17 protein-coding genes are annotated in these 18,475 nt (G+C 69.5%); 2 read left to right on the top strand and 15 right to left on the bottom strand.

What is annotated here, in order from left to right; translation table 11 throughout:
- Positions 1-12 precede the first annotated feature (12 nt).
- Positions 13-699, top strand: a complete 687-nt coding sequence (locus tag ACIBTM_RS37890) for a helix-turn-helix domain-containing protein (protein ID WP_016332244.1) — start codon at positions 13-15, stop codon at positions 697-699.
- Between the two features lie 40 nt (positions 700-739).
- Here the strand turns inward: ACIBTM_RS37890 and ACIBTM_RS37895 are convergent, their stop codons facing one another.
- The gene (locus ACIBTM_RS37895) at positions 740-1,360 is read right to left on the bottom strand and encodes an L-threonylcarbamoyladenylate synthase (protein WP_395881965.1); all 621 of its coding nucleotides are present in this window, start codon (positions 1,358-1,360) and stop codon (positions 740-742) included.
- A 338-nt stretch (positions 1,361-1,698) separates the two neighbouring features.
- On the opposite strand from ACIBTM_RS37895, the gene ACIBTM_RS37900 reads away from it, so the two are divergent.
- Positions 1,699-4,020, top strand: coding sequence for a sensor histidine kinase (locus tag ACIBTM_RS37900; protein WP_395881966.1), 2,322 nt, complete (start codon positions 1,699-1,701; stop codon positions 4,018-4,020).
- Here ACIBTM_RS37900 and ACIBTM_RS37905 read toward each other — a convergent pair.
- From ACIBTM_RS37905 to ACIBTM_RS37970, 14 genes are all read right to left on the bottom strand, one after another.
- Positions 4,017-4,625 (bottom strand): DNA-binding response regulator, encoded by a 609-nt coding sequence (locus ACIBTM_RS37905; protein ID WP_081976077.1) that lies wholly within the window; start codon positions 4,623-4,625, stop codon positions 4,017-4,019. The genes ACIBTM_RS37900 and ACIBTM_RS37905 overlap by 4 nt on opposite strands.
- 242 nt (positions 4,626-4,867) lie before the next feature.
- A complete protein-coding gene (locus ACIBTM_RS37910; RefSeq protein ID WP_395881967.1) occupies positions 4,868-5,059 on the bottom strand; it encodes a hypothetical protein in 192 nt (63 codons plus the stop codon).
- Positions 5,060-5,328: 269 nt separating this feature from the next.
- Complete coding sequence (locus ACIBTM_RS37915; RefSeq protein WP_395881968.1) at positions 5,329-5,883, bottom strand: carboxymuconolactone decarboxylase family protein; 555 nt, start codon at positions 5,881-5,883, stop codon at positions 5,329-5,331.
- Positions 5,855-6,340, bottom strand: coding sequence for a DUF6187 family protein (locus ACIBTM_RS37920; protein ID WP_395881969.1), 486 nt, complete (start codon positions 6,338-6,340; stop codon positions 5,855-5,857). Before ACIBTM_RS37920 ends, ACIBTM_RS37915 begins: the two co-directional genes overlap by 29 nt.
- The gene (locus ACIBTM_RS37925; RefSeq protein ID WP_395881970.1) at positions 6,333-7,652 is read right to left on the bottom strand and encodes an FAD-dependent oxidoreductase; all 1,320 of its coding nucleotides are present in this window, start codon (positions 7,650-7,652) and stop codon (positions 6,333-6,335) included. The genes ACIBTM_RS37920 and ACIBTM_RS37925 overlap by 8 nt, the downstream gene beginning before the upstream one ends.
- Positions 7,653-7,660: 8 nt before the next feature.
- Positions 7,661-8,146 carry a DUF6423 family protein gene (locus ACIBTM_RS37930; RefSeq protein ID WP_395881971.1) on the bottom strand — a complete coding sequence of 162 codons (486 nt, stop codon included), beginning with the start codon at positions 8,144-8,146 and terminating at the stop codon, positions 7,661-7,663.
- 241 nt (positions 8,147-8,387) lie between these two features.
- The gene (locus ACIBTM_RS37935) at positions 8,388-8,696 is read right to left on the bottom strand and encodes a DUF6235 family protein (RefSeq protein WP_016332236.1); all 309 of its coding nucleotides are present in this window, start codon (positions 8,694-8,696) and stop codon (positions 8,388-8,390) included.
- Between the two features lie 109 nt (positions 8,697-8,805).
- Entirely contained in the window at positions 8,806-8,955 is a 150-nt protein-coding gene (locus tag ACIBTM_RS37940; RefSeq protein WP_395881972.1) for a hypothetical protein, read from the bottom strand.
- 389 nt (positions 8,956-9,344) lie between these two features.
- Positions 9,345-9,536: an acyl-CoA carboxylase subunit epsilon gene (locus ACIBTM_RS37945; protein WP_395881974.1), complete on the bottom strand. Its 192-nt coding sequence runs from the start codon at positions 9,534-9,536 to the stop codon at positions 9,345-9,347.
- Between the two features lie 11 nt (positions 9,537-9,547).
- Entirely contained in the window at positions 9,548-11,089 is a 1,542-nt protein-coding gene (locus ACIBTM_RS37950) for an acyl-CoA carboxylase subunit beta (protein WP_395882007.1), read from the bottom strand.
- Between the two features lie 158 nt (positions 11,090-11,247).
- Positions 11,248-11,415 (bottom strand): DUF6222 family protein, encoded by a 168-nt coding sequence (locus ACIBTM_RS37955; protein ID WP_395881976.1) that lies wholly within the window; start codon positions 11,413-11,415, stop codon positions 11,248-11,250.
- A 17-nt stretch (positions 11,416-11,432) separates the two neighbouring features.
- Positions 11,433-12,005: a flavin reductase family protein gene (locus ACIBTM_RS37960; RefSeq protein WP_395881979.1), complete on the bottom strand. Its 573-nt coding sequence runs from the start codon at positions 12,003-12,005 to the stop codon at positions 11,433-11,435.
- Position 12,006: 1 nt separating this feature from the next.
- Complete coding sequence (locus ACIBTM_RS37965; RefSeq protein ID WP_005154182.1) at positions 12,007-12,447, bottom strand: thioesterase family protein; 441 nt, start codon at positions 12,445-12,447, stop codon at positions 12,007-12,009.
- Between the two features lies 1 nt (position 12,448).
- Positions 12,449-18,268 carry an SDR family NAD(P)-dependent oxidoreductase gene (locus ACIBTM_RS37970; RefSeq protein ID WP_395881980.1) on the bottom strand — a complete coding sequence of 1,940 codons (5,820 nt, stop codon included), beginning with the start codon at positions 18,266-18,268 and terminating at the stop codon, positions 12,449-12,451.
- Positions 18,269-18,475: the final 207 nt, after the last annotated feature.

Here is an 18,475-nt window from a genome sequence, read left to right on the forward strand (position 1 = left end):
GAGGAGTCAAGCATGACCGCTCGCACCTATGGCCAGTTCTGCGGCCTCGCCCGCGCGCTCGAGATCATCGGGGAACGCTGGTCCCTGCTCGTGATCCGTGATCTCGTGCTCGGGCCGAAGCGCTTCGACGAGCTCCAGCACGGCCTGCCGAAGATCCCGACGAGCATCCTGTCGACCCGGCTCAACGAACTCGAACGGCACGGCGTCGTCCAGCGCCGGGTGCTCTCGCAGCTCGACGCCGGGGTGGTCTACGAGCTGACCGAATACGGCAACGACCTCGACCAGATCCTGCTGCAGCTGGGCCTGTGGGGCGCCCGTTCGCTCACCGACCCGGCCGCCGACGACCTGTTCACCCTCGACGCGGCCATCCTGTCGCTGTACACCACGTTCCAGCCCGACGCGGCCCGCGGCATCGACTGCGCGTTCGAACTGCACTACGGCGATCAGATGATCGTGCACGCGGTGGTCGAGGACGGCGCCATGACCGCCGGGGAGGGCCCGCACCCGAACCCCGACCTCGTCATCGAGCCGCGCGGTCCGGTCGTGCTGAAGCTGCTGAACGGCGAGATGGACGCCGCGAGCGCGCTCACCTGCGGCGCGGTGGCCATCAAGGGCGAGCCGGCGATGCTGGAACTGTTCACCCGGCTGTTCCACATCCCCTCGGCCCCGTCGAAGGCCGAAGGGCTCGTCACGCACTGAACCCCTCGACGCGCGGGACCGGGGACGCCGGTCCCGCGCGTCATTCGAAGCGTGTGGTGTCGCCGGCACCCCGGCGCACGATCTCCGGCTCGCCCGACGAGAAATCGATGACCGTGGTGGGCTCGACCCCGCAGTCGCCGGAGTCGATCACCGCGTCCACCACGTGCTCCAGCCGTTCCTTGATGTCCCAGCCCTGGGTCATCGGCTCCTCCTGGTCGGGCAGCAGCAGCGTGCTCGACAGCAGCGGCTCGCCGAGTTCGCCGAGCAGGGCCTGGGTGACCACGTGATCCGGGATGCGCACGCCGACGGTCTTCTTCTTGGCGTGCAGCAGCCGGCGCGGAACCTCCTTGGTGGCCGGGAGGATGAACGTGTAACTGCCCGGTGTGGACGCCTTGACCGCGCGGAAGACCGCGTTGTCCACGTGCACGAACTGGCCGAGCTGGGCGAAGTCCTGGCACACCAGGGTGAAATGGTGGCGGTCGTCGAGTTTGCGGATGCTCCGGATGCGGTCGATGCCCTGTTTGTTCCCCAGCTGGCAGCCGAGGGCGAAACAGGAGTCCGTCGGGTACGCGATGAGCCCGTCTTCGCGCAGGATGTCGACGACCTGTCCGATCGCGCGCCGTTGCGGATTTTCCGGATGTACGTCGAAATACCTGGCCATGCGCAGAGCTTAGAGCCACCGGGGCCCGGCCGCCCCGCGTGGCGTCCACAACTGCGTACACAGTGGAACCCGGCGTCTTCCATCGTGGCGTGTTCCGCGATCGTCCGCGTGGTCCGAATGTCCCACACCCGCGCGGGGGACCATCAGGATTTCCCTGTCCCGGCGGGGAAAACGTCTCCTTGATCATCCTCCTTCCCGTTCGCGGAAGCGGGAACCGGGGTAACGAAGATGGGTTAGGATCCGAATCACACCGCGATGGAGGTCGTGCGACGGCCTCGGCCGTCGCAAGGGGGCAGCACGACAAGGATCAAGACGTCTTCTGTTACACAGGGGTGCCCGTGCCGGACCAGCTCGCCGTGACCGCCGAACCTCTGGGTACCGCCGGGGTCGACCGGCGCCCGCGGCGGGCGCTGTTCCTCGCCGGGCTGATCATCACCGTCGTTTTCGTCAACTCCTGCCTGTTCGGTCTCCTCGCCGTCTTGTTCCGGCCGGGAGTGGACTTCTGGCAGGGCCTGCTGGCCGTGCTGTACGTCGGGCCCGTGCTGGCGATCCAGCTGCTGTACTTCAGCCGTCCGGCGGTCCGGCTCGACACCAGGCTCGCGAAGGCGATGCTGGCGGTGCAGGCGTGCCTGGCGTTCCTGCCGACCCTGCACTTCGACGCGGCGCTGAGCTCGCTGACCACCCTCGCGGCGGGCAGCGCGCTGCTGCTGTTCCGGCCGCGGACGGGCTGGACGGTGTTCACCGTGTTCATGGCGGGCACGATCTGGATCCTCTGGACCTACGACGAGACCTGGCTCGGCGCGGTGTTCGACAGCGTCACCGCGGTCTTGTACGCCCTGGTCGTGTACCTCCTGACCTGGCTCGCCCGGCTGGTCACCGAACTGCACCAGGCCAGAACCGAGCTGGCGAGGCGCGCCGTGGCCGAACAGCGGCTGGCCTTCGCGAGGGACCTGCACGACCTGCTCGGCCTCAGCCTGTCCGCGATCGCGCTCAAGGGCGAGCTGGTGCACCGGCTGCTGCGGAAGTCACTGGACCGGGCCCGTGAGGAACTCGCCGAGATCACCGGGATCGCCCAGCGGACGCTGTCCGACGTGCGGTCGGTGGCCAGGGGGTACCGGGAGCTGTCGCTCGACAAGGAATCACGGACCGCGGTGTCGCTGCTCTCGGCGTCGAACGTCGCGGTGCGGGTCGACCTCGAACAGGTCGATCTCCCGGTGAAGCTGCGCACCCTGCTGGCGAAGGTGCTGCGCGAAGGGGTCACGAACGTGCTCCGCTACACCGGCGTCGAGCACTGCGAGATCACCGTGCGCGAGAACGGCGGCCGGGTGGCGCTGGAGATCGTCCACGACGGGACGGCGCACGACGACGTCCCCGGGGAAACGGCCGAGAGCCTGCGCGAGGTGACCGAGGAGGTCGCCGGGCACGGCGGGAAGCTGACCGCGGGCCCCGACGCGGCGGGCCGGTGGCGGCTGCATGCCGAACTCCCGGTGCCCGAACAGGCGGAGCCCGCCGAGACGGCGCTGGCCGAGGAAGCCGGGCACTGGTCCCGGATCGACGCCAGGAACGTCCAGTGGACGATGACGGTGGTCTTCATCGTCTTCAGCCTCTCCGCGATGGCCCGGGCGTTCATGCTGACCGACGACGGCTGGTCCCTCGCGCTCATCGCCGGCTATCTCACGGCGCTGACCACGCTGCAGCTGGCCTATTTCGCCCGCCCGAACGTCCGGCTGCGCTCGCGGCAGAGCTACGCGCTGCTGTTCGTGCAGGCCTGCCTGATCTTCCTGCCGCTGATCCCGCTCGGCAGCGCGTGGGTGAGCCTGCCCAGCCTGTTCGCCGGCACCGCGCTGCTGGTGCTGCCGCCGCTGGCAGGCTGGACGGCGTTCGCCGTGACCGCCGCCGGTGTGGTGCTGATCCGGGTCTCCTACGGCACCGACTTCCTCGGCGGCTTCTACACCTTCGCGTCCATCCTGAACACCGGGCTGATGGTGTTCGGGCTGATCTGGCTGATCCGGCTGGTGACCGAACTGGGCGAGACCAGGAAACGCCTCGCCGAGGTCGCGGTCGCGGAGGAGCGGCTGCGGTTCGCCCGCGACCTGCACGACCTGCTGGGGATGAGCCTGTCGGCGATCGCGCTGAAGAGCGAGCTGACCAGCCGGATCATGGATATCGACACCGATCGCGCCTCCGCCGAGCTGCTGGAGATCCTCGGGCTGACGCGGCAGGCGCTGACCGACGTCCGGTCGGTCGCGAGCGGCTACCGCGAACTGTCGCTGGATCAGGAGTCGCGGTCGGCACAGGCGGTTCTGGTGGCCGCCGATGTCCAGGTGCGGCTGGAGATCGAGCACGAAGACCTGCCGACGACGGTGCGGACCGTGCTGGCCGTGGTGCTGCGCGAGGGCGTGACGAACGTGTTGCGGCACAGCAAGGTCGAACGCTGCGAGATCGCCGTGCGGCGGACCGGCGACGGCGTCGCGCTCGACATCGTCAACGACGGCGTGGTGAACGGGCGGCCGCCGAAGCCGGAGCAGCCGGTGCGGGTGGAGGCCCCGGGCAGCGGCATCATGAACATGTCCGACCGCGTCGCCGGGCTCGGCGGGGAACTGACCGCCGGTGTCGAGCCCGACGGGCGGTTCCGGCTGCGTGCCGTGGTGCCCGTTTAGATCCAGCCGGATTCTTTCGCGATCCGGATCGCGTCGACCCGGTTGCGCGCGTTGAGCTTCGACACGATCGTGGTCAGGTAGTTGCGCACGGTTCCGGTGGAGAGAAAGGCCTTCGCCGCGACCTCCAGGGTGTCGCGGCCTTCGGCGGTCAGCCGCAGGACGTCGATCTCCCGCGGGGTCAGCGGGCATTCCACGGTGTCCCAGGCGGCGAGGGCCAGATCGCCGTCGACCATCCGCCGTCCGGCCGCCACCCCGCGCACGGCGTTGGCGAGTTTCTCCGCGGGGGCGTCCTTCAACAGGAAGCCGCTCACTTTGGCCGCCAGTGCCCGGCGGAGCGTGCCAGGCCTGCCGAGGCTGGTCAGGATCAGGGTCCTGACCTCCGGGAGCTGTTCGTGGAGTTCGGTGGCCGCGGTGAGCCCGTCCTTGCCGGGGAGATCGATGTCGATGATCGCGACCTGGGTGCGGGAGACCCGTGCGGCGGGGAGGATCTCGTCACCCGACGCCACTTCGGACACCACTTCGATATCCGGTTCCAGCCGCAGCAGCGCCACGAGCGCCCCCCGGACGATGTGCATGTCTTCGGCCACGAGAACTCTGATCACCATGGCGCCGTCCCCTCACGCACACCCCCATGGCCCCAACATAAACACGCCCGCACGGAACGCGTTCCACCGTTCGGGTGGTGAGCCGGCCAGGCCCGTCGCGGGGGCGACCGGGTGAAAGGGTCGCCCGGCAACGGATTCCGCAGTCGGTCGGCTACTTTCCGTCGATGTGCCGGGACGTCCTCCGCACACGAAACCGGCCGCCACTCGCCTTCGGGGGGCGAGTGACGGCCGAAGACGTGCTCTCAGCTCGCTTCGGCCAGCGGCGGGGCCGTGCAACAAGCGCCGGTGAAGCAGCTGAATGCCTCACTGCGGTGCTGGTTGGTCCAGTGGTCGAACCGGTCGATCACCAGCTCGATGTCGTTCCCGGCGAACCCGGTGTCGATCCCCCGGACGGCGAAGAGCGAGCGGACGTTGTCGGTCGCGGTGTTCATCATCGATGGCTCCCAGGCTGTTCGGTGGTGTTCCTTCGATGAGGAAATCGTGCTGCTCAGGGCGGGTACGCGACCAGTGCCATGCATCATCGCGGGGATGTGCTTTTCACCTACGCCGGAAGGTGCCCTTCGCCTGCTCCGTTTCCGCGATCATGAGCACCGAACGGAGTAACAAGCGCCGTTTTCGACGACGGAAAGTGGCGGGGTGATCTCAGCACGACATGGTGACCGCCCGTGGTCACCATACGGTTACCCGCACCCGGATGGCCCAATCAGCGGGATGCCTCTTCGAGCAACGTCGCGAGGCCGGCGTACCCGCCTTCCTTCAACCGCACGCCCGAAATCTTCGCGTAGGCGGCGTCGGCGCGGATCCCGAGCCCTTCCACCATCCGGTTCATGAAATTGAACAGGGCGCACACGAGGACGGCGTCGTGCAACGCGGTCTCGTCCCAGCCCGCCGCGTACACCGCTTCGGCGTCCGCGTCGGTCATCCGTGACGGTGTGCGGGTCAGCTTGCCCACGTAGGCCAGCACGGGCTTCATCCGGTCTTCCACGGGCGAGGAGTCGAGATCGGCCAGTGCGGCGGCCAGAAGCCCTTCCGGCACACCGAAAGCCTCCGCGGTGACGGTGTGGACCCCGTGGCAGTACCGGCAATCGTTGACGCCGGAGACGTAGGCCGCGATCAGCTCCCGCTCCCCCGCGCCGAACGCCGACGGCGCCCGCATGACCAGTTCGTGGAAGTCCAGCAGTTTCGCCGCGGGCGCGGGGAACTTCTGGAAGACCTGCAGCAGTGTGGCGTCAGTCGGCAAAGACCCGAGATAGGACATCCTGTGTATCGCTCCCGTTTTCCGGCGCCCGCAGGTGTCCGGCGAACTCGACCATGTCGTCTACGTCATCGCGACGCAGCCAGCAGGCCGCGAGGCAGGCCACCGATGCCGGTCCCAGCCCGGCCACCGTGGCGGTGACCCGCGCGGTGGCGTGTTCCCATTCTCGGCGCAGGGAACCCGCCGCGGTCATCTCCGGACCTGCTTCGATCAGCGGGCGGACCGCGCGCCAGCGCAGGATGCCGGCCTCGACGAGCGCGCCGGTGCCGAGGTCGAGCGCGTCGTGCCGGGCCTGATCCACGGCGAGGGCCACCAACGCGGGCTCGTCGGCGAGGCGGGCCAGCCCGACCCCGGCGAGCAGGCGTTCGGCATCCAGGCCCAGCAGGATCACCCCCGACTCGGTCGAGGGCGCGTCGTCGATCGACGGCAGGGTGAAACGGGAGTCGTAGGGCTCAGACACGGGCAACGTCCTTTGTGGCCGTCCTCAGCGGGCTTTCCCGGCGCAGATTCCCGGCGACGGCCGCCGCGACCCGGGCGGTGGCGACACGATGGCCGTCGATGTTGCGGGCGGCCGGGCCCAGCGCCATCCCCGCGGCCGCGCCGACGGCGAAGACCCGGGGAGCGCCGACGTAGGCGAAGGTGCGTTCGTCCAGCCGCGGCCAGCCGCCGCGATCGAGAACGGCCTCGTCGGGCATCAGGCCGTCACCGATCGACGGTGTGGTGCCGAGCGCCAGCACGGCGTGGTCCACCGAAACCCGCGAACCGTCTTCGAGGTGGAGCCCGACGCCCGGCGTCACCTTCGTGATCGCCTTGCCGCGATGCACGATCAGCCGCCCTTCGGCTTCGGCCGACTCGAGCATCGGCCGGAACTCGAACATGATCGACGCACGCCGGAAACGGCCCATCAGTTCGAGCCGCTCGGACCAGCTCACCCCGTCGAAGCGGGCACGGCCCTCGGGACGGAAGAACGACGAGTTGACGTCGGCGCATTGGTAGCGTTCCCCCGCTTCGCGGACCACCCAGTGCACCTCGCGCCCTTGGGCGAGCCCGGTGGAGATCAGGTGCGCGGCGGTGAGGCCGGCGCCGACGACGGCGAGCCGTTTCCCGCCGCCGGGAACGGGTTCGTCCCAGTAGCTCACGCCGCGCGGCGGATGGCCGCCACCCCACCAGGTGTCCGGGGCGGACCGGCGCTCCTCGCCGAGGCAGAGCACGACATGGCGCGCGGTGACGGAGAACCGGTCGGCGCGCACGGTGACCGCGGCCGAGGTCGGCAGCACCTCGCGGACCGAGCCGCGCCAGGTCCGTTCGGTGACGTGGTGGCTCGCGGCCAGATGGCGGCAATAGGCCTCGAAGACGTCGACCGGGACGACCGAACGATGCCCGGCCTGCGCCATGCGGATCTCCCGGCGCTCCACCGGGGTCAGCACCGCCCAGTGCAGCCGCGCGAAGTCCAGCAGCTCGCAGTCGCGGTAGCCCTCGACGCCGGGGTGGTGTTCGTACGGCGACCGCAGCACACGCTGGCCGAGCAGGTCGACGCGGTCGAAGAACCGGCCGCAGGGACGGCCGTCGCGGTCGACGACGACGAGGTCGCGGACGCCGTGATGCCACAAGGCGGAAGCGACGGCGAGCCCGGCCGGGCCCGCCCCGACGATGACCACGTCGGCGGCGGACGGCGGCGCGGGCGTGATCGCCACGCGGGATCCGGGGAGGACCGGCCACTCCCGCCCGCGCGGCGATTCGAGCAGATGCGGTTCCGGGACGAAGGTGATCACCGGTGTGCTCAGCCGATCACGGTCACCGGGACGATCAGCTCGATCACGGGCCGCTGTTTCATCCCGTTGCTGATCAGTTCGTCCAATGACTGCTGGGACTGCTCCGCGGTGTCGGTGGCGATCGGGCTGTAGCGGGAATAGGAGTAGGTCGGCTTCCGCCCGCCGGCGTCGAGCGAGTACACCTTCAGCACGGCTTCGCCGGGCCGGACTTCACCGTCGTAGAAGGTGAGCCGGCGCTGATCCGGCGTCATGAAGGATTTCGAGAACTGGCGGGAAAGCACGAGGGTGTCGGCGTCGTTGACGAAGGTCGAGTCCTCGTCGGTGACGACCTGCATCGCGACCCAGGTCTTGTCGGTCAGGTTGGTCTCGGACTTGATCACCTGCCAGCGGCCCGGTTCGGGGAGATTGACGCTGACCGAGATGTCGTGCTCGGTGGTGTCGATCGCCCCGGAGATCATCAGCACCCTCCGGCGGACGTCGGCGACCCCGGCCATCTGAATGTCACGTGCGCGTACCCGTGTGGAAACATCCAATCCCGGGAATTCAGGAGATGACATCTTTTCATGCCTCCAGACCTCGAAAACCGCATTCCAGACCGGCAGAATTCACCCCATCCGCAAACACACGAAGAATTTCACGCCGAACTGGACGGTGTCAAGATGAGGAACACATGATCCACTGGTACGAAAGACTGCCGGTACCGGCGCGCGGACTGGGCCGTTCAGCGGTACCCGATCAGGATCCGTCGACGTCGTCGGCCCATGCCGCGGCGGGCGTACCGTGCTCCAGCGCGCCGATGTAGACGATCTCGAACGAGGAATCGGTCCGCTTGAGCCCTATCCTGATGACGAGATCATGTTTCACCAGAATGATGAACTGATGCGGGTCGCGACCATCTCCGAAAATGTCGTAGATGAGAAAAGCGGATCCGTCGGCTACCGCGAAAAGCGCTTCGTAGATAACATTGCGGTCAGCCTGCGGAGCGTTGATCGCCCATTCTTCCAGCACCTGCAAACCCGACGTGAGCTGGAGGCGCATAGCCATCCGGAGGCCTCCTCGTGGTCTGGCCGGTTCGCGGGCGATCTTCATTCTCGCGCGCGTGATACCCGGCGGTCTTCTTCGTCCGTGCTGTCGTACGGGGGTGACCTGGCGTCTAGTTGTAGCCGAGGACGATGTGCTCGGCCGGGAAATCGTTTTCGGCGGGCTGCCTCGGCTCCGGGACGAACGCCGCCGCGTCGGCCTCGACGGCCCCGCACGGGTCGAGATCATCGGTCACGACCCAAATTCGCACCTGTGCCGTCATGGCGTTCCTCCCGGCCTTCGATGAACGACTCACTTGACAACCAAGGATGGACCCGTCCGATCGGAAGCCGGTCGTGACGCGCTCGAGAATGCCGGGCGCGGGCGATGAGCAAAGGAAAAGTCGCCGGTGACAGGGTGCCGGTAGTGCCCTTGTGGTACCCCGAAACCCAAGGAGCGCGCCATGACCGAACGTCTCGACCCGTATGAGATCTACGCCGAAGACGAGCTCGACGTCGACCTGCTGGGCCTGTCCTGGCCCGATCCCTCGGTCCCCGAGCAGCGGGACCGGCAATGAGCGCCACGGAGCGATGCTGACGCCACGAAAGCCACTTTCGCGACATTGAACGTCGCGAAAGTGGCTTTCACAGCACCTTTACGGGTTCGCGCGACTCAGCGCAGCGCGGAGGTGCGCCAGGTCGGCGCGACGAGCGGCGACCAGGCCGGCCGGCCGGGCACCGCGGGCGGGGGCGCGGCCGAAGCCAGCGCGGTGAAGACGGCGACGAGCGCCGCCAGGTCGGCGTCTTCCGGGTCCCCCCGCAGGACCCGGAAGACCGGCGCACTGTCCATTCCGGACGGTGACATGGTTCCCCCGTTCAGATCGGGTGGTTGCCGTGCTTGCGCTGAGGCGCCGCCTTTCGCTTGTCCTGCAGCATGTCCAGCGCTCTGGCGACGGCGGACCGGGTGTCCGCGGGGTCGATGATGTCGTCGACCAGGCCGCGTTCGGCCGAGTACTGCGGGTTCATGAACTCCTCGGTGTACTCGGCCACCAGGTGGGCGCGCAACGCGTCCGGATCGGGCGCGACGGCGAGATCCTTGCGGAACAACACGTTCACCGCGCCCTCGGCGCCCATCACGGCGATCTGGTTGGTCGGCCACGCCAGTGAGAGGTCGGTCCCGATGGACCGCGAGTCCATCACGATGTACGCGCCGCCGTACGCCTTGCGCAGGATGACCTGCACGCGCGGCACGGTCGCCTCGCAGTAGGCGTGCAGCAGTTGCGCCCCGTGCCGGATGATCCCGGAATGCTCCTGCTCGACACCCGGCAGGAAACCCGGAACGTCCACAAGGGTCACCAGCGGGATGCTGAACGCGTCGCAGAACCGCACGAATCGCGCCGCCTTCTGCGATGCCGGGCCGTCGAGCACGCCGGCGAACACCACCGGCTGGTTGCCGACCAGGCCGACCACGCGCCCGTCGACCCGCGCGAGCGCGCACAGCACGTTCTGCGCCCACCGTTCGTGCAGCTCGAAGAATTCGCCGTCGTCGGCCAGTTCCGAGAACACGTCACGCATGTCGTAGGGCTTGTTCGGCTCCACCGGGACGAGTTCGGCGAACCGCGGCCGCCGGTCCTTGCCCGCGTCCTGCGACGGCTCGCGGGGCGCGGGCTCCAGGTAGTTCGACGGAAGCAGCGACACCAGGTACCGGACGTCGGCGAGGCAGCTCTCCTCGTCGTCGTGCACCACGGTCGCCACACCGGACGACGCGCCGTGCACGTCCGCGCCGCCCAGTTCGTCGTGGGTGACCCGTTCCCCGGTCACGGTCTCGACGACGTCCGGCCCGGTCAGGTACATGCGGGCGGTGTCGCGCACCATGAACACGAAATCCGCGAGTGCGGGCGAATACGCGGCTCCACCCGCGCACGGCCCCAGCACCACGCTGATCTGCGGGATGACCCCGGACGCCTCGACCTGGCGGCGGAAGATGCCGCCGTAGCCGTTGAGCGCCATGACACCTTCCTGGATCCGCGCTCCCCCGCTGTCGTTGAGCCCGATCAGCGGCGAGCCGGTGGCGATCGCCAGATCCATCACCTTCTGGATCTTCGCCGCGTGCGCCTCGCCGAGCGAACCGCCGAAAACGGTGAAGTCCTGCGCGTAGACGAACACACGCCGTCCGTCGATGGTGCCGGAGCCGGCGATGACGCCGTCGGTGTACGGCCGGTTCTCCGCCAGTCCGAGCCCGCTCGCCTGATGCCGCCGGTACAGCTCGACCTCGGTGAAGGAATCGGGGTCCAGCAACAGATCCAGCCGTTCGCGCGCGGTGTGCTTGCCGAGCGAGTGCTGCCGGCGGACGCCGTCGAGCCGTCCGTCGACGATATGCTCGCGCAGTTCGTCGCGCTGGGTGCGCAGCAACGGCATCGTCGGTTCCGGTGGATGCACCGGTTCGGCGCCGCGGGCGAGCGGGATCACCCGCCCGTCGGTCGGCCTCGGGATCCGGGAGCGCCGCAGCCGGTCTTCCGGCAGCGGCACCACCTCGGAGTCCTCCGTGCGCTGGGCGCCCGGATCGCCCTGCAGGGTCACGCCGCCTCCCTCATACGGGCCTCGCGCTCGAGCTCGTCGAGTTCGATCTCGCGCACGATGTCGCGCCAGCACACCCCCCGTCCGAGCCGGGGCATCGTGGTCACCACCGGCGGCCGTTCGGCGGTGTGCGCCGGAGCGGGCGTGGCGGATTCGTTGGTGGTCATGACATTTCCTCTCCCTGTCAGGCCGATGCCCGTATCCGGCCGTCGATCTGGTGGTAGCCGCCGCTGTAGAAGACGAGCGAGTCCTGCGCGGTGCCGCGGCTGGAGGCGACCACCTTGCCGAGGAAGATCGAGTGGTCACCGCCTTCGTGGACCTCCGCCAGCTCGCATTCCAGCCACGCCAGGGCGCCGTCTAGCAGCGGGGCGCCGGTCTGCGGCCCGGCCGTCCAGTCCACCGAGTCGAACTGCGCGAGCCCGGCCGGACGGCGCCAGTCCGCGAAGTACTTCGCCAGTTCCTTCTGGTCCGACGCCAGCACCGTGACCGCGTACGAGCCCGCCGTCACGATCGCCTCGTGCATCCGGGCCGCGCGGGAAACGCAGCACAGCACCATCGGCGGCTCCAGTGACACGGAGGTGACGGCGTTGGCGGTCATCCCGTGTGCCCGTTCGCCCCCGGCGGTCAGCACGGTGACCCCGGTGGCGAATTGGCCCATCACCTCCCGCAAACCGGCCTGCGCGGACAACCGGCGCCGGGCGACGGGCGTCGGCAGCCGTTTCAGCACCGGCCGCGAGGGTTCCTCCAGCGTGCCCACGTCATTCCCCCTTGCCGTCGACCGCGTACGGGGCCAGCGCCTCACGCAGCTGTTCGGGCACCCGGCTGGGCACCGTGGCCGTGTTCGGGCCGCGCATGCACGCGATCCGCTGCCGTCCGCGGGCCACCAGCCGCTCGCCTTCCGCGGTGAGGTGGACGTAGTCGAAGGTGAACTGGATCTGGGTCTGGGTCAGCTCTTCCAGCCGCAGCCGGATGGACAGCTCGTCGAACGCGGTGATCTCCGCGTAGAACTCGCAGTCGACCTTGAGCGTGAACAGCTTGAGGTCGTGGCGGACCTCTTCGAGCACCGCGGGCGCCTTCTCCTTCAGGAACATCTCGCGGCACCGGCCCTGCCAGCGCACGTAGTTCACGTAGTAGACGTTGCCCACCAGGTTGGTCTCTTCGAATCCGACCGTGTGGAGGATCTCGTAGTAGTCGGCCATGTCAGCTCTCCTCTCCCTGGAGCACCGCGAAGACGACGGGATCGGTCCGGTCGTTGACGGTCGTCACCCAGGTGGCGATACGGGCACCGCCGTGGGAAAGCACCGCCCAGCCGTCCGGGTCGACCCGGTGCACGGTGAGCGCCTGTGTCATGTCCCCGGTCTTGCGCACGCATTCCAGCGCGCTCCAGACCCTCGTGTGCGCCACCGAAAGCGGCTCGCGGGCGTCCGCGGCCAGCAGCTCGCCCACCGCGAGCAGATCCTCGCCGAGCAAGCCCGCCCAATCCTCCTGCGTCCGTTCGATCGCCGTTTCGACGTCGCACGCGATCCGGCCGCCGCCCGCGATCGCCAGGGTGAGGCCGGCGCTGTGCGACGCGCTCACCTCGACCCCGTCGGCCTCCGGTTTCCCGTCCGGGCGGTAGCGGATCTCGAGCGGCGCGTCGACCGCGCGGCCGGCGGCCAGTGCCGTCTGCGCCCGCCGCTCCGGTGTGGTCTCCACCGAAACGCCCACCGGATCCGGTTCGACGACGACCGCGCGGGACGAGCCGAGCAGCCGTTCGACGGAACGCTCCAAATAGGACCCGAGCATCGACGGGACCCAAGGCCCCTCGCCGTCGCGTTTGCGCACCGCGCGCAGCTTCAGCCCTTCCCACCGCTCGACCAGTTTCCCGTCGGGGTTGCGGACGTCGAGGTCGTAGACATAGCTGTCGCCGTCCTGCGAACGCTCGCGTGCGTCGAGGAGCACGTACTCCGGGTGCTGCTCGCCGGGTTCGGCGAGGTACAGCCGTTCGATCCCTTGCGGCAGCAGGGTCGCGTCCGGGACACAGCACTGGATCGCGTGCATCATCGCGTCGCGGGTGCCCGGGTCGGCCAGGAGCTGCTCCTGCGGGAGGAACGGCGCGAACCAGTCGACCTCGGCGCCGGTCGCGATCTCCGCGACCGCGTGCCGCGCGCTGGCCCGCCGGTATCCGGTGACCCGCTGGAATCGCTTGCCCTGGAACAGGACCGTGCCGTAGAGCTCGGTCGTCGGGTCGACCGGGACCGGCGGCAGCGCGACGTCGCGGGCGACGGTGTCGCCGAGCGGATCCGGCCGAGAGAACCGCAGCCGGGCCCGGAAGTGGTCGGCGCTGAAGCCGGTCTCCCCGCTGCGCAGCACCACGTCCACCGTTTCGGCGTCCCTGGCCAGCGCGGCGAGCCGGATCGTGGTCGACCCGCCCGGCGAGACGATGATCGGGCGCAGGAACTCGACGTCGGAGAACACCGGCGCCGGCAGGGTTTCCGCGGCCAGCGCGGCCTTGGCGACCTGGGTCATCGCCTCCATGCCGATCACCGCCGGGAACAGCAGCTGACCGTCGAGCAGGTGGTCGGCCAGATACGGGTCGCTGCCCGCGGACAGGTCGGCCTCGGTGATCAGCTCGACCCCCGGATAGTGCACGACGGCGCGGTCGACGAAACGGGTCAGCGGCAGTTCGCGCTTTTCCACCGGCAGGGTGGCCAGCCCGGCGGTCCGGCCGCAGACGACCAGTACCGACGGGGCGGCCGGATCGCCGACGACCTGACGGAGGATCTCGATGCCCTCCTCGGTCGGGATGGGGGTGATGCCGTCGCGCATCAAAGCGCTGACCACACCGAGCTTTTCGCCCATCCCCGTCCCGGACCAGACCGACCATTCGAGCGCGATCGCCCTGGCCTGCGGGTGTTCCTGGCCGAACCGCACGGTCAGTTCGGTCATCCAGTCGTTGGCCGTGGCGTAGTGTGCCTCGCCGCGCAGACCCGCCCGGCCGATGATGCTGCCGAAGGTCACCAGCAGCTTGATCTTGTCCTTGTCGACGGCGTCGAGGACGGCGTTGAGACCGCCGATCTTCGGGGCCAGCGTCTTGCGGAAGCTCTCCTCGGTCAAGGAGAACAGCGCGGCGGGCTCGTTGCGGCCCGCGCCGTGCAGTACCGCGGTGACCGGGCCGAACTCGGCCTGCACCCGGCCGATCGCGTCGGCCACCTGCCGTCCGTCGGTGACGTCGGCACGTTCGTAGCGGTAGGTGATACCCGCCGCCGCCATGCGGCCGAGGTTCTCCGAAAGTTCGGCGTCGTCGGCCGGGTCGCTCCGGCCGAGCAGTGCCAGCTTCGCACCGGAATCCTTGGCCAGCGCCAACGCGCTCTCGGCGGTGATGCCCTTGCCGCCACCCGTGACGAGCAGGACGTCGCCGGTGCCGAGCGGGGTGCCTTCGGCCTCGGCCGGGGCCAGTGCGGCGAGCTTCGGCACCGTGCGGATCCCGGCGGTGTCGTAACGGACCTCACTGAAGTCGGTCGTCGCCGCCACCTCGGTGACCACAGTGGACACCGCGGCGTCGAGGGCTTCGGGATCGACCGGATCGAGGTCGGCGAGGTCGACGATCGTGGTGCGGGCCGACGGGTCCTCCAGCCGGAGCGTCTTGGCCAGACCAGAGGCACCGAGGCCGTGCTGCACCACGACGAACCGAGTGCCGTTGGGCGCGGCCAGCACCGCGCGGCCCGCGTCCAGGAACAGGCCGACGTCGCCGGAACCGCTGTCCGCGTTCAGGCAGAGGAGGACACCGTCGCCGACGCCCGCCGTGGCCAATGCCGCGCGCAGCGGCTCCGCCAGCGGATGACCGGCCGGGGCGAACGCCGTCCACTCCGCGGTGGAGATACCCGTGGCGAGATCGGGCGACGGCTTCGGCGCGACGACGTACTCGACCGCGAACGGCCGGACCCACGGTCCGACCCCGGCGACCTCGGCCTGGTTGGTGTCGGCGGGTTTGGCGGTCTGCGCGAGTTCGTCGATCATCTCGGCGAGTTCGCCGAGACACACGGTCGCGAAGTTCGGCATGCCCTCCAGCGCCGGACGGCCGAGCGCCCGGGTCACGTCGTTGACCAGCTGGCCGACGGTGATCGACGAAAGGTGCAGATCATCGAGGGGATGCGTGTCGGCGGTGACCGCTTCGAGCGGCAGCTCGACCCGTTCGGACGCGAGCTTGCGCAGGAGGTCGAGGGTGCTGCTGCCGCCGCTTTCCGAAGCCGTTCCGGCGGCTGCCTCGGTGGGCTCGGCGACCCGGTCGCGGGTCAGGACGGCGCCGATGGACGGCGCGGCCTCGCACGGGCTGGCGAGGAAGGAGAACTCGCCGTCCGCGGGCAGGGCCCGCACGACGCGGCCGTCGAACAGCGCGGAGGTCTCCAGCCGCGCACCGAAGGCGAACGCGGCGCCGGCGACCTTCAGCACCGGCGCGAGGGTCAGGCTGTCGGTGTCGATCGAAAGCGCCGGGGTGCCGGGCGCGATCGTGCCGAACAGACCGGTGAGCACCCGGCCGGGGCCGACCTCGATCACCAGGTCGCTGCGCTCGGCGACCTTCGCGGCCGCCTCACGGAAGCGGACCGGCAGGACCACCTGGTCGCGCAGCAGATCGCGCAGGTCTTCGGCGGCGTGCAGGACGTCACCGGTCACCGTGGAGACGACCGGCCGGTCGAGCCGCGCGAAGTCGAACGCGGCGAGTTCCTCGGTCATCGCCTCGGCGGCCGGGACGACCGCGGGCGAGTGGAAGGCGTGCGAGACGTTGATGCGCGCGGCGGTGACCCCTTCCGCGCGGGCACGGGCGACCACGCGGTCGATCGCCTCCGCCGGTCCGGAAAGGACGGTCTGCTCGGGCGCGTTGTAGCCCGCGATGACGACCTCTTCGCCCTCGGCGAGCCCCTCGGCGACACTCGGCGTGGCCGCGATCGCCGCCATGGCACCGTCTCCGTCGCTGGCGGTCGCCATCACCTTGCCGCGGATCTTGGCCAGCTTGAGGACTTCGCGTTCGGTGAGCGCGCCACCCCAGTGCAGGGCGGTGAGCTCGCCGAGGCTGTGGCCCGCGACCGTGCCCGCCTCGATACCGAGGCTCTTCAGGACACGCAGCCCAGCGAGCGAACCCGTGACGATGCGCGGCTGCGCGACGTCGGTGGCGACCTGGTCGGCGCCGGTGGACAGATTCGCGGCGCGGTAGATGTCGTCGGCGTGTGCGAAACGTTTGCGCACCGCGCCGGCCCTGCCCTGCCCGGAACCCTGGCCGGGGAACAGGAAGCCGATCTTCGGGGACTGGGAACGGGAGCCGGCGAAGATGCCTTCCTTGGCGGAGAAGACTTCCGGCTCCCCTTCACCGAGAAGGTCGAGGAGTTTGGCCAGTTTGCGCTCGGCGTCGTCGGGGCCGGCCGCGACGATCGCCGCACGGACCGGTTTCCCGGACAGTTCCGCCGAAAGCGTGCCCGCGAGGTCCGCGAGCTCCGCGAACGAGAGCTTCGGCACGATCTCCAGCAGACCGGTCACCCGGCCGCGCAGCGAAGCGGCGTCGTCGGCGTCGAGGAGCAGCAGTTCGCTGTCCTGCCGTCCGGCGACCAGCGACCTGGTCCGCTCGTCGAGTTCCTTGCGCCGGGCCGCGCCCGGGGCTTCGGTGACGGTGACGTGCGAGTTGATGCCGCCGAACCCCATCGCGGAGACACCGGCGCGGACCGGCTGGTCCGAGGGCCACAGCCCGGCCTCGGCGGGCACGTACATCCGCGCGGAGTCGCCGACCAGCGACTCGTGCGGTTCGAAGTGGCCGGTCGCGGGCGGGATGACCTGGTGGTAGACCGCCAAGGTCGCCTTGATCAGCCCGGCGACCCCGGCCGCGGCCTTGGTGTGGCCGATATTGCCCTTGATCGTGCTCAGCGCGGCCCGCTCGGCGAGCGGATCGGCGTCCCGGCGGGCGGTGGAGAGCGCCTCGATCTCGGTGGCGTCGCCCAGCGCGGTCCCGGTGCCGTGGCCCTCGAAGTAGGAAACGGTTTCGACGCCGTAACCCGCCTTGTCATACGCCCGCTTGAGCGCGAGGCGGTGACCCGACGCCTCGGGGCGGGTGATGCCGCCCTTGCCGTCGGACGAGACCCCCCAGCCGCCGATGTTGGCGTAGATCCGCTTGCCCTGCGCGATCGCGTCCTCCTCGCGCATCAGCACGAGCATGCCGGACCCCTCGCCGGGCCAGAACCCGTTGGAATCGGCGTCGTAGACCTTCATCTCGCGTTTGGCGAGCGCGCCGGTCTTGGCGAAACCGATCACCTCGAACGGGTCGATCGACAAGTCGACACCACCCGCGATGGCGACGTCGAGGTCGCCCTCCGAAAGCGCGTTCGCCGCCGTGACCACGGAAAGCAGCGACGACGAGCAGGCACCGTCCACAGTGAACCCGCCGCCGCCGAAATCGAAGAAGTTGCAGACCCGGCCGGCGATCGTGTTCGCCAGCCCGCCCGCGAGAGTGTCCTCGTCGATCTCCGGGAAGGGGGCCTTGTACTGCGCCTCGAGATCGTGGAGGAACTCGGCGGTGTCGCCGTCGGCCCAGCCGCGCTCGGCGAGCGCGGCCGCGACCGTGCGGCGCACGTACGGCCAGCGCAGCCGCATGATGTTGGCCCGCGAGAACTCGCCGGTGAGGCTGTTGCCGATGACCACGCCGGTGGCGGGCCTCGGCAGCCCCTCGCCCTCGGGGAAGCCCGCGTCCGCCAGCGCCTGCGCGGCGACGTCGAGGGCCAGCCAATGCGTGGTGTCGGTCGAGCGGAACGTGCTGCCCGCGACCTTGTACTTGATCCGGTCGAATTCGTAGTCGCGGAGGACCGCGGCCTTCTGGGCGTAGAAACGGTCCGGCGCCTTGGGGTCGGGCGAGTAGTAGTCCTCGCGGTTCATCCGCTCGTCGGGCAGCCTCCGGAACGCCCGGCGGCCGGCGAGGACGTTCTCCCACAGCTCTTCCGGGGAACCGGCGTCCGGGTATCGGAGACCGATACCGACAATCGAAATCCGCTCAACGCTCATGCCACCGCACTCCCCTAGCTCTCAACCACTCAAGTCACGGAATCCGGTCCCGGCGCCGGCTCTGTCCCCAGATACGCGGCCGCCGTCCGTTCGCGCAGTCCGGTCAAGCATGAACCGGGGGCCGACGCGGAGTCTTCTCTCAAGTTGTTGACCGGGATCGGTCATCCGGCCGGGTGAGACCAGCACGATGTCGCGAAAGCCACTTTC

It is taken from the genome of Amycolatopsis sp. NPDC049868 (genome assembly GCF_044461365.1).
Taxonomy (GTDB): Bacteria; Actinomycetota; Actinomycetes; order Mycobacteriales; family Pseudonocardiaceae; genus Amycolatopsis.